The organism is Proteus sp. G2618 (assembly GCF_009915995.1).
Classification (GTDB): Bacteria; Pseudomonadota; Gammaproteobacteria; order Enterobacterales; family Enterobacteriaceae; genus Proteus; species Proteus terrae.
On the sequence record NZ_JAABNI010000015.1, the window covers coordinates 79,452 to 96,034 of the forward strand.

The window sequence follows — 16,583 nt, forward strand, 5'->3', positions numbered from 1 at the left end:
TGAAAAAAAGGAATTAGTGCAAAGAATAGACTGAAAAAATAGATTTTTTTAGTTCTATTTCTTCAGTCAGATATAAATAAAAGTAATGTGAAATAAGCGAGGAATTAGATTTTTTCAACTGAAGTGAAATTTTTATCACTTAACCATTCAGGTAAATCAGAAAGCCCCATTGCTTGCTCAAGTAACTTAGGTTTTACCCCCGGTAAACTATCTGCTAACGAAAGGCCGATATCCCGAACCAGTTTTTTAACTGGGTTGTTGCCAGCAAAAAGTTCACGGAATCCTTGCATACTTGCCAGCATTACGGCTGCTGCATGTTTGCGACGACGCTCGAATCGTCTCAAATAGAGATATTCACCAAAATCTTTACCTTCTGCTTTTAAGCGACGGATCTCACCAATTAACTCTGCAACATCCATAAAACCGAGGTTAACGCCTTGTCCAGCTAAAGGATGGATTGTATGTGCTGCATCACCTAATAGTGCTAAACGAGGAGCGGCAAATTGGCGAGCATAACGACCTGTTAATGGTATGGTCATACGATCGCTCATCAATTCACATTGACCTAAACGCATATCAAAGGTCACACCTAATGTACGCTCAAATAAGTTTTTTTCTGCGTTTTTATAACTTTCAGCGAGGTTACTTGGTAAAGACCAAACAATAGAACAAGTATGAGGATCAGAAAGAGGTAGAAATGCCAAAATACCTTCACCATGAAATACTTGACGCGCAACATTATCATGAGGCAGTTCAGTACGAATAGTAGCAACTAAGGCATGATGTTCATAATCCCAAAAAGTCAGGGGAATATCTGCATGTTTACGTAACCACGAATTAGCGCCATCAGCTCCGACAACTAATCTTGCCGTTAACATCTCACCATCATTCAGAGTTATAAATGCATCATTCTCCCCCCACACCACACGCTCAATCTGCGTTGATGAATAGAAGGTAATATCACTGTGGCTTTCACATTTTTGCCAAAGAACTTCACGAATAAGGTTATTTTCGATAATAGAGCCTAAGTGGCTGAACCCTTCTTTTTGTGCTGAAAACTCAATACGACCAAAACTATCTTGATCCCAAACGTCCATACCTTGATATGGCGCGGTTCGTAATGCCTGTAAGTTTTCCCAAACACCTAATTTTTTCAGCAACATTTCACTGGCTGTATTAATAGCAGATACCCGTAATGAAAAATCATCCTGTGGGTGAAAAAGCTTCGTTACTGGGTGATTTTCTATTATCGCTATACGTAATCCACACCCGTGTAATCCGCTGGCTAATGCAAGCCCAACCATTCCACCACCAGCAATAACAACATCAAATGATTTCATAATAAAAGTATCCTAAAAAGCGATTATTTTAGAGCGCACTGTTCTTTCTGCTTGTCTAGTCTGTCCAGCCCAATGTTTGATGCGCCAATTTATCTCTCATCATTGGGAGCAATTCCATCGTCATTAACCCTAAGTTGCGAGAAACAATCAGCGGTACACAACGATTTGCAAACACTTTCACCAATCCATCAGTAATAGAGATTGTTTTTTCTCTATCTTGTTGGCGAAGTTGTTGATATTGAGAGAGTACTCGATAACTACCTATATCGGTATTGGCATTAATCGCTTGGGTGATCGTATTAGCGAGCGCCATAACATCACGTAAACCGAGGTTAAAACCTTGCCCTGCAATAGGATGAAGTGTTTGAGAGGCATTTCCAACTAACGCTAAACGATGACCAATAATTTGATTGGCTTTTTGTAGTGCTAAAGGGTAACAATTTCGCTTACCAATATGCTCTATCTTTCCTAAACGCCAGCCAAAATCACGTTGTAAATGTGCAATAGTTGTTTCATCATCCCACTGTGAAACTTCATCCAGCTTTTCAATAGGATGACACCACACTAATGAGCTACGCCCTTCACTCATCGGTAACATTGCTAATGGACCAAATTCTGTAAAGCGCTCAAAAGCTTTACCTTGAGGATCGATTTGCGTTTTAACATTAGCGATCACAGCCACTTGGTTATAAGGCTCTCGTTGCCATTGAATATTGCACTGGTGACCGATAGGTGAATTCGTACCATCAGCAGCAATCAGTAAGTTACCCGATAATTGCGTACCATCATCAAGTGTTACCTCAACAGAATCGATATTACGCTGAACTTGTTCAACTTTAGCAGGGCAATGAAGCGTGATATTAGATTGTTTTTTCAACTTGGCAAAAAGCTGGCGTCCAGCATCATGCAATTCAATAACATAACCCAGTGCTGAGATATCATAGTCTTGTGCATGAATATTAACAAAACCACAATGCCCTCTATCAGAGACATGAACATGATTAATGGGAGTAACAAAAGGTTTTAATGTTGACCAAAGCCCGATTTGCTCTAACCGTCTCGCTGTTCCATGTGCTAATGCAATCGCTCTTGCATCAAATCCTGGATGTCCATTATCTGGCTCTCTTGCTTCAATTAGCGAAATTGAAATCTTACCTTTATTTAATGCAGAAAGTGCAAGTGCTAATGTCGCACCAGCCATCCCACCACCCACAATAATCACATTCATGCTGATTTTAGCCTTAAATTTTTCCAGCCATCAGAGCTTCAATTTCATCAGGATCTTTAACGACAGATGCCGTTAAATTCTCATTGCCTGTTTCCGTGATAACAATGTCATCCTCAATACGAATACCGATACCACGATACTCTTGTGGCACATCTGCATCTGGTGCAATGTAAAGTCCCGGTTCAATGGTCAGTACCATACCTGGTTCTAAAATACGGTCACGCTCAGTGCCATAATGTCCAACATCATGAACATCAAGACCTAACCAGTGGCTTAAGCTATGCATAAAGAAACGCTGATAGGCTTTTGTCTCAATAAGATGATCGATTTCACCGTGCATAATGCCCAGTTTAACCAGCCCTTCGACCATGATATACACGACATGCTCAGTGACTTCTTTGATACTTGTACCAGGTTTGTACAATTCCAAAGAAACATTGATGGATTTTAAGACGATGTCATAAATTTCGCGTTGTTGACGGCTAAATTTGCCATTAACAGGAAAAGTACGGGTGATATCGCCCGCATAGCCTTCATATTCACAGCCTGCATCAATGAGAACTAAATCTCCATCGCGCATTTTAGTTTCATTTTCGGTGTAATGAAGAATACAACCATTTTCACCACTGCCGACAATACTGTTATAAGAAGGGAAACGCGCACCATGAGAAACAAACTCATGTTCAATCTCACCTTGAAGTTGATATTCGTACATACCCGGCTGACATTTTTGCATCGCACGCGTATGTGCCAATGCAGTAATTTTTCCGGCTTTACGCAGTAATTCAAGTTCAAAATCAGATTTAAACAGACGTTGTTCATGAACCATTGGACGCCAATCAATAATAGTTTGTGGCGCTTTTAAGTTACGACGAGATCCTTTTCTTAAAGTTTCTAATGCACTAAAGACTATCTCATCAGCAAACGCATATTCACCTTGAGCATGATAAACAACATCTAACCCGTTTAATAATTGGTAAAGTTGTTCGCCCACATCTTCATAAGGTAGGGCCTTATCAACACCCAGTTTTTCAGGTGCAGCTTCTTGTCCAAGGCGACGACCAAACCAAATTTCAGCGGTTAAATCTCTAACGCGATTAAAAAGTACACTATGATTATGTGTTTCATCACTTTTAATCAGCACAAGAATAGATTCAGGCTCGCTGAAACCAGTTAGATAAAGGAAATCACTATGTTGGCGATAAGGATACTCACTATCGGCATTACGTTGTGCTGGTGGTGCGGCAAAAAAGATAGCTGCACTCGCAGGCTTCATTTGTGCTAATAATGCCTGACGACGGGATAAAAATTCTTGCTTATTCATACCCACTCCTGTCTTTCATTTATCTTTATGGTTATCTAATTAATGATGCAATTAATGTAGTATACGTTGCTCATTTTGTTCGTCATTTCCTTTGTCTTTTGGTGCGACAAAAGTGATATAACAAAGTTGAACGGATACTTTTACATATTCACTGACTTCTTCAAGCGCATCTTCAAGTTCTTCTTGGTTTTCGTCTTCTTCGTAACCTAGCGCACCAATATTACGTAAATCAGTAATCACTTCAGTCAATTCTTTATGATCAGACAACTTAGGTTGGGCAACCCCCAGACCTAAAAGAAAATGATTAACCCAACCTGCAAGGGCATCGGCTCTTGGAAAAACAGATTCAGATTCGTCAGGTAATAACATCGAGAAATTGAACACACTGTCATCGAGTTGTTCGAAGGTAATGTGATAAAGCTCTTCAAGTGGCTCTGATAGCGTTTTAGAAAAAGCTAAGCCTTCATTGGTCAAATCGTGTAATAAGGTTTTCCAACTGCTATCACACACGGCACCGCAAATAAATCCCGTGATCAAACCATGCATTTCAGCCGCGGTTAAAGGTACTGTATGTTGCTGTAATAATGCATCAATAGTTTGATAATTCGGTAATGTGTTCTGTTTTGACATAAGAATAAACGTCGCATTTAGGGGAATAGTTCAAGATATGCTACCATCAATAGAAGTCGCTGTACCAGTTAAGCCATGTTAATCATTGGAATTTTTGCAGTAATAGCGTTTAATACAGCGTTATAACCGTATACACTACTAAACACGTAGCACAGATTTTATGTCAGGAAGGAATCATGTCCGCACAACCCGTTGATCTTCAAATTTTTGGGCGCTCATTACGTGTCAATTGCCCACCAGAACAAAAAGATGCTTTACTGGCTTCTGCTGCTGAACTGGAACAACGATTACAAGATCTCAAAGAACGCAGTGGTGTTTCCAATACAGAGCACTTAATTTTTATCGTGGCATTAAATATGAGTCATGAGTTGGCAGAAGAAAAGTTAAAAACCAGAGACTATGCCTACAACATGGAAGAGAAAATAAAAATGCTACAACAATCCATTGAACAAGCTTTACACGATCAAGGCAAGCACCATGATCGCACTTTTTCAACTTCGAAGTAGATTTGCTCAGAAAGCATGCGTACACCACGAAATTCACAGATAATAGGTTGCTTTCTACAATTAAAATAATACAATAGTTCATAGATAAGGTGCTTAGCGCACCCACCAAATTTCTCTGAGATGTTTGCCAGCGGGCCAGTCCCCTGAGCCGATATTCGAAACACATAGAACGTGGTGATCTGTTGCTTGTGAGCATACCCGATTCGTTCAGGCAGCCTAATGGTAGCAACACTATGTTCACCTTGGACCATGGGTTCAAGGGTTACAGCTTGCGGCGGCATCTTGGAGACCTCCTACTAAAGTTCTAAACACTAAGTATTTATAACTACTTAATGTTTAGAACTTTTTTTATGCCTTCATTCTCATATCTTCAACTTCTTCACTTTCTTACCTCTAAAGTGTGATAAATTGATTAAAATGATGGTTCTACTTAATACCAACCGCTTACTGATGGATTGATGAATGACACACACTTCACTTTTTCAACAAAGAGATGAGATCCGCAAAGCTATTCGCCAAAAACGTCGTTTACTCACATTAGAAGAGCAACAACAAGCAGCTGATAAATTATGTGAACAAGTTCTTAGTCATCCTAAAATCAAACAAGCACAAACTATTGCACTATTTCTTTCTTTTGACGGTGAAATTGATACATCACCGTTGATCTCCCAATTATGGACATTAAATAAACAAGTTTGTTTACCTGTATTACACCCATTTCATCGCCATCACCTCCTTTTCTTACGTTACACATCTTCTACAGTGTTAGTAAAAAATCGTTTTAATATTTCTGAACCTCCTTTAAATGTGAATATGGTTATTCCCATCTCTGATATTGATATTATTTTTACACCCTTAGTGGCCTTTGATGCACAAGGCCAACGATTAGGTATGGGAGGCGGTTTTTACGATAGAACGTTAGAAAACTGGCAACAAAAATCATTTTACCCAATGGGTCTTGCTCATACTTGCCAACAAGTTGATTATCTCCCTACCGCTAATTGGGATGTTCCATTACCTGAAATTATTACTCCTGAAAAAAAGTGGCATTTTTAAACTATTCTATTTTTTAGCATCAATAATTATCTGCGTTTTTTTATATTTTTTATAAAAAAAACATTCTTAAATACCTTTTATACTTCCCTACTCAAAAGGTATTTATCCTAATGAATGACAAAGATATTCATTTAATTAAATGCATTAACATTATTATCAGCCTAATTAAAAATAAAGAAATAAAAACAGAATACAATCACACAGTAAATTCATTAGAAAAAGAGCACAATTTTAAATTAAAGAAAATAAAAGCATACACTTTATTAAACAAACAAATTAATCATAAATTAATTCTTATAGATAACAATGACAACTTATTTGTTTTACTAAAAAATAATAACAACAACATTCTTATTTACAACACTCAAAAAGATAAAACAGAAACTACCAGTAAAGATAAATTATTTACAATAAAATCAGCCTATTATCTTGATTTTAAATCAAATAATAATTTCAGTATTACTTGGTTTTTTCCTGCATTTAAAAAATATAAAAATACTTTTTATAGCATCTTATTTTATTCATTAATTTTGCAATTATTACTATTGGCAACCCCTTTAGTTACACAGATTATTATGGATAAAGTTATTATTCATCAAGCACAATTAACACTTGATGTATTAGTTATTACTTTGGCTTTTATTGCTATTTATGAAGGGGTACTAAAAGGAATTAGAGAGTATATCTATCACCACACAGCAAATAAAATTGATATCACCTTAAGCTTAAAACTTACTGAACATTTATTTAGATTACCAATTAGTTATTTTAAATCTCGGCAAACTGGTGCCATTGTCACTCGAGTAAAAGAATTAGATATTATTAGAGAATTTATTACTAATACGTTATTGATGTTAATTGTCGATTTTTCTTTTATCTTTATATTTATCTTTGCAATGGCAATGTTTTCTTTAAAGCTAACTTTATTTTTTGTTACCACAATCCCTTTTTATCTTATTTTAGCTAAATTTCTCGCACCTAAAATAGAGCTTGCTGTTCAACAGCTTTATCAAAAAGCGGCAATTAATACTGGATTCCTTACCGAAAGTTTAGGGGGGATTGAAACAATTAAAAGCCTTTCTCTTGAACCTCGATTCACACAACAGTGGTATACACAAATTCATCAGGTCACATCTAAAAGCTTAGCACTTCAAAACATTGATAATTTCTCACGCTTTATTGTGTTATTTCTTAATAAAACAACAATAGCATTACTATTATGGCGAGGTGCCTATGAAGTCATTTCTCTCTCGATGACAATAGGTCAACTTGTTGCATTCATGATGCTCCTTAGATTCTGTTTACAACCCTTTGCGACGGCAATCGATGTTTGGGGTAAATATATCAGAACAAAAACGGCTATATATAACTTACAAGATATTCTTAATCTGCCTAAAGAGCAAAATACTGCAACACGGCAGTCCAATATCAAAGGTGAAATTACCTTTAATAAGGTGAGTTTTTATTATCAAAGCAATACTCCTGCTATTTTAAATAATATTTCATTACATATTAAAAAACATGAAGTTATTGGTATTGTTGGTACTACAGGATCGGGTAAAAGCACCTTAGTGAGAATGATTTCAGGCCTTTATATTCCACAATCAGGCTGTATAAAAATTGACAACATTCCACTTACACAATTTCATTTAACTAACCTACGCCAGCAAATCGGTTTTGTGTTACAAGAGAATTTTTTATTTCATTTAAGTGTCTTTGATAATATTCGATTAACTCATCAACATGCTTCTTTAGAGGAAGTTATTCACGTTGCAAAAATGGCGGGTGCTCATGAGTTTATTTTAAAACTTCCCTTAGGATATGACACACTTATAACAGAAGGAGGAACATCATTATCAGGAGGTCAACGACAACGTATTGCGATTGCCAGAGCCTTATTACCCTCACCCAAAATTTTAATTTTCGATGAAGCCACCAGTGCTTTAGATGATAACTCCCAAGCCATAATTCAAAACAACCTCCCTCTTATTGCTAAAGATAAAACCGTTATTATCATTGCTCATCGCCTTTCAACTATTCGAAATTGTTCTCGTATTATTGTGTTAAATAAAGGACAAATTATTGAAGATGGAAACCATGAAGAATTAATTGCAAACAGTGGCTACTACAAAAAACTTTGGCAACTTCAACAAGGATGTTGAGAATGAAACTAAATATCCCCTCTATTTTACTCACTCTTTTTCAGCGTAAAAATAAAGCAAATAATTATGATTTTCACCCTAACCACATTGCTCTTATCGAAAAACCCATTACACCTTATAGTCGTTATATTGCGATACTTATTTCATTAAATGTTATTGCCTTTCTTCTATGGGCTTATTTCGGTAAATTAAATATACAATCCCCTGCAACAGGTAAACTTATTGCTATTGGGCATTCTCAACTTGTTCAAATATATGAACATAGTCGATTAGCAACACTTCATGTAAAAGAAGGACAAAAAGTCAGTCAAGGCGATATATTATTAACACTTGATATATTAGGTATTGATGAAGAAATAATCGGAATAAAAAAGAAGATAGACAATATCTTACAGCTTAAAATACGCTATCAAGCATTAAGCCAAGATATATCTCCTCAAAATCTTTACCATTTTAATACATTAGATAAAAAAGCAAAAAGAAACATTTTAACTAGCTATAAAAAAGAAAAGGAAGAATTTGATAGTAATATAAAATTAATCGAGACAGAAATTGAAGTAAATAATAAAAATCAATTGATGACTTACAATGATTTATTATCATTAAAAACATTAAAAGAAAACATTGAACAACGATTCACATTAAAACAAACACTGTATATGAAAAAAATTATTAGTAAGATAGAGTATCTAGAAAATAAAAAAGAGTTACTAGAAATAAACAGACTGATAGAAATGAAAGATTCAGAATATAATCTACTAAAAAGCCAAGAAGAACAGAAAAAGCAAAATCTAAATCACTTAGAGAAACAAAAAAATCTAGAATGGCATGATAAATATAAGCAGCATGAAAGCGAATTGATTATTTACCATCAAAACCTTAATCATCTTCAAAAAAAACAGAAACTAAAAAAAGTACGTTCTCCAATAACAGGTATAGTTCAACAAATTTCAACACATACACTAGGCAGTGTATTACAACCATCACAAAATGTGATGGTAATAGTACCTGATAATCAAGATAACATTGCTGAAGTTAATTTGCTCAATAAAGATATTGGTTTTGTTCATTTAGGGCAAAAAGCAATGATAAAAATAGATGCTTTTCCTTATACACTCTATGGCACCATAGAAGGCGAAATTATTAATATTGCTAAAGATGCGGTTCAGCACGATCAATTAGGCTCAATTTATCCAATAACTCTTAAATTAAACAGGCAAACAATTAAAAATAACCAAAGAGAATATCGTCTTATCCCTGGGATGTCTTTAACTGCCGAAATAATCACTGAACAACGTCGTGTCATTGATTATATTTTAAGTCCAATAGAAGCTTATCGCCATAATGCACTTACTGAAAAATAAGCCCCTTCATATTATGGAAAATATAACTAACATGGAAGAAAACCAATATCATCACTCTATTATTGATGGATTACTTTATTTTTCTAAAAAAGCTAGAGGAAATATAAAAAAAGAACAGATCATTCATTTTCTTGGTTGTGATAATCATCTTAATAAATGGAATATTTTTGAAACTGCTCAGTTACTAAATTTAAAATGTCAATTTGATACCTTTGATTATGATAAAGAGAAAAAAAACATAATTAATACCCTTATTGAAATAGATAAGTATTGGTATGTTTTAAAAGATATAAAAAAGGAAAAGCTTACTATCTTAGAACCTAGAAATAATATTAAAAGTGAGTTTATTATTGATAAAAAAAAGAAACTTAATACACTATTACTTATTACTAAAGAACCTTCACCACTATCAGCTCAATTTGATTTTCGCTGGTTTATTCCTTCCCTGTTAAGACAAAAAAACGCATTACTTTTTATCTTTATTTTGGCTTGTTGCTGTCAACTGTTTGCATTAGTCAGTCCTTTAATTTTCGAAATTATGATTGATAAAGTATTAACAGGAAGAAATTTATCTAACCTACATCTTTTTGGTTATTTATTGATACTGATTGCTGTCACAGAACCACTCTATCTTTATTTGCGCGATAAGTTATATATTTTTATTTCTTGTCAGTTAGGTGCTGAATTTTCAGGAAAGGTATTCCAACATCTTATCTGCTTACCTAGCCATTTTTTTAATCAACGCCAATCAGGGCAGATTATTACCCGTATTCAAGAGCTTTCACATATTCGGCAATTTATTACTAGCTCTGCTTTTATGCGAATACTAGATCTAGTTTTTATCATCGTATTTATCTCTGTCATGTTCATGTATTCGTCACTTTTAACGTGGATAACCTTAGGTGCATTAACACTCTACTTTCTACTTTGGCTTATTTGTGGTCCTTTTATTCGCTATTGGGTTGAGCAGGAATATCAGGCCAATGCGGATAATACCAGTCTACTAACAGAAGCAATAAACGGTATCGAAACCATAAAAATAACAGCAACAGAAAATAAATTTATAGAAAGCTGGCAATACAAACTTACAGATCATATTAGCAAACGCTTTTCTGGTGCTAAAAAAGCGTTATTTGCACAACAACTTATCTCTATCATTCATAAAATCGCGACAGCCATTATTTTATGGCAAGGTGTTAATTTAATTATCAATGCACAAATGAGTGTGGGTGAGCTTATTGCTTTTAATCTTTTTGCTGCGCATATTACACAACCGATTTTACGCTTAGCACAATGCTGGCAAGATTTTCAGCAAGCAACCATTTCTTTGCGTCGTGTTGGCGATATTTTAAACACCCCAACTGAACATCATCCTCATGGAACAGCAACCGTTCCTAAAATCACAGGAAGCATTGTTTTTTCAAATGTCTATTTCCGTTACGCCAATAACACACCTGATATCATTGAAGCACTCTCTTTATCTATTCCTGCCGGTAAGTTTATCGGTATTACAGGGCGTTCTGGTTCAGGAAAAAGCACTCTTACACGTTTGATCCAGCGTCTTTATATGCCTCAACAAGGGCAAATTTATATTGATGGAATGGATCTCGCTATCGCCGATCCGCTCTCTTTACGCCAAAGTATTAGTCTTGTTTTACAAGAGAGTTTTTTATTTAGTGGCTCGATCCTTGAAAATATTCGTTTATCAAAACCCAATGCGAGTGAAAGAGAGATAATAGAAGCTTCCCAACTTGCAGGAGCTTTAGATTTTATTGAGCAACTTCCTTTAGGTTTTAACACCCAAGTTGGAGAAAGAGGCCGCAATTTATCTGGAGGGCAACGTCAACGTATTGCGCTTGCTAGAGCTTTATTAACTGATCCGCGTATTCTTATTTTAGATGAAGCAACATCAGCATTAGATTACAGATCAGAAGCACAAATTTTAGCGAACTTACCTCAAATTTGTAAAAACAGAACCGTAATTAGTATTGCACACCGTCTAAATACGTTAGTGCATTCAGATTATATCTATGTAATAGATAAAGGTAGGGTATTAGAAGAAGGAACACATGCTCATTTAATAAAAAATCGAGCACTTTATTACCAATTATGGAAGCAACAAATTCAATAATTAAAAATTGATAAATACAAAAAAGGCTCGATATTTCGAGCCTTCAATATATTACCGATAATGTATCAATAATTAGTAAAGCATACGAGCACGGATTGTTCCCGGTAATGCTTTGATTTTTTGTAATACTAATTCAGCTTGAGCTTTCGTTTGTGTTGTAATATCAATCACAACATAACCTACGTTACCTGATGTACGTAAATACTGTGCGGCTACGTTGATGTTTTCTTCAGTAAACACTTTGTTGATGCTGTTCATCATACCTGGACGGTTTTCATGAATATGCAGTAAACGGTTTACATCATCACCGTGGCTTGGCAGTGATACTTCAGGGAAGTTAACAGCAGATAATGTAGAGCCGTTATCTGAATATTTCGCTAACTTGCCCGCAACTTCATAACCGATGTTTTCTTGCGCTTCTTGGGTTGAACCACCGATATGTGGTGTTAATATCACATTGTCAAACTTGATAAGTTCAGAAACAAACGGATCGTTAGGATCGTTATTCGCACCCGGCTCTGATGGGAATACGTCAACAGCGGCACCGGATAAATGCTTAGATTCTAGTGCTTGTGATAACGCAGGAATATCAACCACAGTACCACGAGAAGCATTGATAAGAATTGAGCCTGGTTTCATGCGCTTAATTTCTTCATGCCCAATCATATTCTTGGTTGATGGTGTTTCTGGCACATGTAAGCTGACAATGTCACACATATTCAACAGTTCAGAAAGATGACGAATTTGTGTTGCATTACCTAATGGCAGTTTGTTTTCAATATCGTAAAAATAGACATCTAAACCCACGCTTTCTGCCAAAATACCTAACTGTGTACCAATGTGACCATAACCAATAATACCCAGTTTTTTACCACGCGCTTCAAAACAGCCTTTAGCTTGTTTATCCCAAATCCCACGATGCGCTTTCGCATTTGCTTCAGGAATACGACGCAGTAATAATAGTAATTCACCAAGCACCATCTCTGCCACGGAACGAGTGTTTGAGAAAGGAGCGTTAAATACAGGAATACCGCGACGAGCAGCGGCATCTAAATCAACCTGATTAGTGCCGATACAGAAGCATCCCACAGCAACTAATTTTTCAGCGGCTGCAAAAATCTCTTCTGTTAAGTGAGTGCGGGAACGTAGACCAATAAAACGTGCATCACGGATAGCTTCTTTTAATTCTTCGTCCGATAATGCGCCTTTGTGATATTCAATATTGGTATAACCCGCAGCTCTTAAATTTTCTACTGCACTTTGGTGCACACCTTCAAGGAGTAGAAACTTTATCTTTTCTTTTTCCAAAGATACTTTGACCATTTACCCTGCCCTATCGTTATTACATTTAATGAAAAACAAAATCCTGTCTCATCAACATAACAAAAATAGATTTTGTCGCAATACAACCGATTGCAATGATGACAGAATAAGCGGTAAATAAAGTGATTTTCTACCGAGTAAAATGATTTTGACTTTGAAAATGGCAGGATTTTAAAGAGAGATATAACTATCGTGTGATATATATCACTGAATTTGCAGTTTCTAAAATAATTTAAAAAATAGGTAGCCATAGCTACCTATCTTAAAAAGAATTATTTAATGGTTTTCACACCTTCAGAGGTGCCCATTAAAACAACATTCGCGCCACGGTTAGCAAATAATCCTACAGTTACAACACCCGGAATACTGTTAATTTTGTTTTCCAGTTCAATTGGATTAAGAATTGTTAAATTATGAACGTCTAAAATAACGTTACCGTTATCAGTTACCACGTTTTCACGATATTCTGGTAATCCCCCCAGTTTAACGAGTTCACGCGCAACATAAGAACGCGCCATTGGAATAACTTCTACTGGTAGCGGGAATTTACCTAACACATCGACTTGTTTAGATTCATCAACGATACAGATAAATGTTTTCGCTACACCTGCAATAATTTTTTCACGCGTTAACGCAGCACCACCACCTTTGATCATTTGCATTTGATGGTTAATTTCATCAGCACCATCAACGTAGATATCTAAAGAATCAACTTCGTTACAGTCGAAAACAGGAATACCGTAACTCTTTAATTTTGCAGTGGATGCTTCTGAACTTGAAACTGTGCCTTCGATTTGACCTTTCATTGTTGCTAATGCATCAATAAAGTGAGAAGCCGTAGAGCCAGTACCGACACCAACAATCGTGCCTGGTTTTACATATTCAAGCGCTGCCCAACCTACTGCTTTTTTCAATTCATCCTGAGTCATTTAAAAAAACCTTATTTATCACGTTAATGGACTAAGAATAGCATATTGCATTCAAAACTAGCACGAGACACATCAAAAACTGAGAAGCAACATTTTAACTCATTACAACGAAAAATATGGCATAGTAAGTAATAGAATATAAAATCGAAGAGAGTCTGTTAATGAAACGCCCTGATTATCGAGCATTACAAGCCCTTGATGCCGTCATTCGAGAACGTGGCTTTGAACGAGCTGCGCAAAAGTTATGTATTACACAATCTGCCGTTTCTCAGCGTATCAAACAGTTAGAAAATTTATTTGGACAACCGCTATTAGTCAGAACTGTTCCGCCTCAACCTACAGAGCAAGGGCAAAAATTATTAGCACTATTGCATCAAGTAGAATTACTTGAAGAACAATGGTTGGGTGATGAAAACAGTGGTTCCACCCCCCTTTTACTCTCTTTGGCGGTGAATGCGGACAGTTTAGCTACATGGCTATTGCCCGCATTACATCCTGTATTAACGCAACTGCCTATTCGTCTCAATATTCAAGTTGAAGATGAAACTCGTACTCAAGAACGATTAAGACGAGGTGAAGTCGTTGGTGCAATCAGTATTCAACCACAAGCACTACCAAGTTGCCTTGTCGATCAATTAGGTGCTCTCGATTATCTATTTGTTGCTTCTCCTGATTTTGCTCAACGCTACTTTGCAAACGGCGTAACAAAATCTTCATTATTAAAAGCGCCGGCAGTGGCATTCGACCATCTTGATGATATGCATCAGGCATTTTTACAACAAAACTTCGGTTTATCTCCGGGCAGTGTACCGTGCCATATCGTGAACTCCTCTGAAGCCTTTGTGCAATTAGCTAAACAAGGTTCAACCTGTTGTATGATCCCTCATCTGCAAATTGCTAATGAACTAAAAAGTGGAGAATTGGTTGATTTGACACCGGGACTTTGCCAACGACGTATGCTTTATTGGCACCGATTTGCGCCAGAAAGTAGAACCATGAGAAAAGTGACAGACGCACTCATTGATTTTGGTCGTAAAGTTTTAAAGCAGGATGAAGAGTAATATGCTCTTTCATCTTATTAACTCAAAAAAATAGGCTTCATATTGAAGCCTATTTTATTTTCATCATAGCATGATTATTTAGTGCGTTTTAATTCAAAAACCACATCAACATAATCTTTAAACTCGATACTTTGCTGTTCATAGGTTTCTTGCACTGCAGCAGGTGCTTGCGCTTTTAATGCCATTGAATCCATACGAACTTGCCCAATAGTATAAGGTGTGGCTTCTGGAGCGCGATAGCTCACACTATAAACAGCACCTAAATCAGCACCAAAACCTTTTGCGACTGACGTTGCTTGATCAATGGCATTTTTAATCGCAACATCTCGTGCTTTTGATTTGTATTGTTCAGGATTATTTACGCCAAACTCAACGTTATTAATTTCATTTAAACCAGCCGCCAATGCACCATCAAGTAGTGTATTAAGCTGCTCTAGTTTCTTAATTTTGACATTCACAGTACGTGTTGCAGTATAACCATTAATTACTGAACGCTCTGCTTTTTTATCATACTCATAGTTTGGTTGGGTACGGATATTAGCAGCATCAATATCTTCTTTCACAACACCATTTTCTTTTAAGAAAGCAAAATATTTTGCGACTCGTTCATCGGCTTGCTTCTTAGCAAGAGCGGCATCTTTCGCTCTTTCACTAACCTGAATATATAATGTCGCCATATCAGGAGCGGCTTTAATTGTCGCATTACCCGATGTTGTGATATGTGGTCCTTCTGGCTCAGAAGCTGCTAATACAAATGAAGGTAATCCCAGCGTAAACACGGATGCTAATACAATTGCTTTTAATTTCACAAAAACCCCCGACATAATAAATTTTAAGACCATCTTTTTATGGCTAAGAAGAACCTTAGCATATCTGATGTAAAGTTCTTTAAGATTAAAAGAGAGTTTTCCATCCTTGTGCTGCTAATTGAACAGCAATAAACCACATTACACATCCTACAAATAGATTAATAATACGTTGAGAGTGCCCTTTGCTTAATATTGGAGAAAACCAGGCCGCAAGTAGTGATAACGCAAAAAACCAGCTTATAGAGGCAAATACCGCACCAAATGTAAACCAAGGACGTAGCTCTGATGTTAATTGCCCGCCAATGCTACCTATCACAACAAAAGTATCTAAATAAACATGAGGATTAAGCCAAGTCACGGCAACTAATGTCACGATCACGCGCCAACGGCTTTTTACCTGATTTTCACTTTGTGATAATTCAATGTCTTTTGAAAACGCAGTTTTAAATGCATTCCAGCCATACCATAGTAAGAACGCCACACCTCCCCAAGTGATCAATAATAAAAGTATTTCTGATTGACTGAGAAGAGCACTTCCACCAAAGACACCCGCCGTAATTAAAACAACATCACTTAAAGCGCATAAAAATGCACTCATTAAGTGAAACTGTTTTTTACTTCCTTGCTGCAAAACAAACGCATTCTGAGCACCAATCGGTAGGATCATTGCTGCACTTAATAAAAAACCCTGAAAAAAAATTGAGAACATGCAAAATACCT

The 16,583-nt window shown here is 36.2% G+C and carries 14 protein-coding genes and 1 other RNA gene; 7 read left to right on the forward strand and 8 right to left on the reverse strand.

Annotated features, from left to right (window positions below):
• Positions 1-104: 104 nt before the first annotated feature.
• Genes ubiI through GWJ01_RS07890 form a run of 4 tightly spaced genes read right to left on the reverse strand, consistent with a single transcriptional unit; the run spans position 105 to position 4,522 of the window.
• A complete protein-coding gene (ubiI, locus tag GWJ01_RS07875; RefSeq protein WP_109402588.1) occupies positions 105-1,340 on the reverse strand; it encodes an FAD-dependent 2-octaprenylphenol hydroxylase in 1,236 nt (411 codons plus the stop codon).
• Between the two features lie 55 nt (positions 1,341-1,395).
• On the reverse strand, positions 1,396-2,568 hold the full coding sequence (gene ubiH / locus GWJ01_RS07880) for a 2-octaprenyl-6-methoxyphenyl hydroxylase (protein ID WP_109402589.1): 1,173 nt from the start codon (positions 2,566-2,568) through the stop codon (positions 1,396-1,398).
• A gap of 13 nt (positions 2,569-2,581) precedes the next feature.
• The gene (pepP, locus tag GWJ01_RS07885; protein WP_109402590.1) at positions 2,582-3,892 is read right to left on the reverse strand and encodes a Xaa-Pro aminopeptidase; all 1,311 of its coding nucleotides are present in this window, start codon (positions 3,890-3,892) and stop codon (positions 2,582-2,584) included.
• Positions 3,893-3,943: 51 nt separating this feature from the next.
• Positions 3,944-4,522, reverse strand: coding sequence for a YecA/YgfB family protein (locus GWJ01_RS07890; RefSeq protein ID WP_109402591.1), 579 nt, complete (start codon positions 4,520-4,522; stop codon positions 3,944-3,946).
• A gap of 176 nt (positions 4,523-4,698) precedes the next feature.
• Here GWJ01_RS07890 and zapA point away from each other — a divergent pair, with 176 nt between their 5' ends.
• From zapA to GWJ01_RS07920, 6 genes are all read left to right on the forward strand, one after another.
• The gene (gene zapA, locus GWJ01_RS07895) at positions 4,699-5,028 is read left to right on the forward strand and encodes a cell division protein ZapA (protein WP_004244048.1); all 330 of its coding nucleotides are present in this window, start codon (positions 4,699-4,701) and stop codon (positions 5,026-5,028) included.
• 109 nt (positions 5,029-5,137) lie between these two features.
• Positions 5,138-5,321: non-coding RNA, 6S RNA (gene ssrS / locus GWJ01_RS07900), on the forward strand.
• A gap of 169 nt (positions 5,322-5,490) precedes the next feature.
• Entirely contained in the window at positions 5,491-6,084 is a 594-nt protein-coding gene (locus GWJ01_RS07905) for a 5-formyltetrahydrofolate cyclo-ligase (protein ID WP_109392893.1), read from the forward strand.
• Positions 6,085-6,194: 110 nt separating this feature from the next.
• Entirely contained in the window at positions 6,195-8,246 is a 2,052-nt protein-coding gene (locus GWJ01_RS07910; RefSeq protein ID WP_161710947.1) for a peptidase domain-containing ABC transporter, read from the forward strand.
• A 2-nt stretch (positions 8,247-8,248) separates the two neighbouring features.
• The gene (locus GWJ01_RS07915; protein ID WP_109402592.1) at positions 8,249-9,610 is read left to right on the forward strand and encodes an HlyD family type I secretion periplasmic adaptor subunit; all 1,362 of its coding nucleotides are present in this window, start codon (positions 8,249-8,251) and stop codon (positions 9,608-9,610) included.
• A 31-nt stretch (positions 9,611-9,641) separates the two neighbouring features.
• Positions 9,642-11,741, forward strand: a complete 2,100-nt coding sequence (locus GWJ01_RS07920; protein WP_109402593.1) for a type I secretion system permease/ATPase — start codon at positions 9,642-9,644, stop codon at positions 11,739-11,741.
• A gap of 72 nt (positions 11,742-11,813) precedes the next feature.
• Here GWJ01_RS07920 and serA read toward each other — a convergent pair whose 3' ends face one another.
• Both serA and rpiA read right to left on the reverse strand, forming a co-directional pair.
• Positions 11,814-13,064 carry a phosphoglycerate dehydrogenase gene (gene serA / locus GWJ01_RS07925; protein ID WP_109392889.1) on the reverse strand — a complete coding sequence of 417 codons (1,251 nt, stop codon included), beginning with the start codon at positions 13,062-13,064 and terminating at the stop codon, positions 11,814-11,816.
• Positions 13,065-13,336: 272 nt separating this feature from the next.
• A complete protein-coding gene (rpiA, locus tag GWJ01_RS07930; protein ID WP_072069239.1) occupies positions 13,337-13,993 on the reverse strand; it encodes a ribose-5-phosphate isomerase RpiA in 657 nt (218 codons plus the stop codon).
• 161 nt (positions 13,994-14,154) lie between these two features.
• On the opposite strand from rpiA, the gene GWJ01_RS07935 reads away from it, so the two are divergent.
• A complete protein-coding gene (locus tag GWJ01_RS07935; protein WP_069367724.1) occupies positions 14,155-15,054 on the forward strand; it encodes a LysR family transcriptional regulator ArgP in 900 nt (299 codons plus the stop codon).
• A 74-nt stretch (positions 15,055-15,128) separates the two neighbouring features.
• Here GWJ01_RS07935 and GWJ01_RS07940 read toward each other — a convergent pair whose 3' ends face one another.
• Complete coding sequence (locus GWJ01_RS07940) at positions 15,129-15,863, reverse strand: oxidative stress defense protein (RefSeq protein WP_109402594.1); 735 nt, start codon at positions 15,861-15,863, stop codon at positions 15,129-15,131.
• Positions 15,864-15,948: 85 nt separating this feature from the next.
• Entirely contained in the window at positions 15,949-16,572 is a 624-nt protein-coding gene (argO, locus tag GWJ01_RS07945) for an arginine exporter ArgO (protein WP_109402595.1), read from the reverse strand.
• Positions 16,573-16,583: the final 11 nt, after the last annotated feature.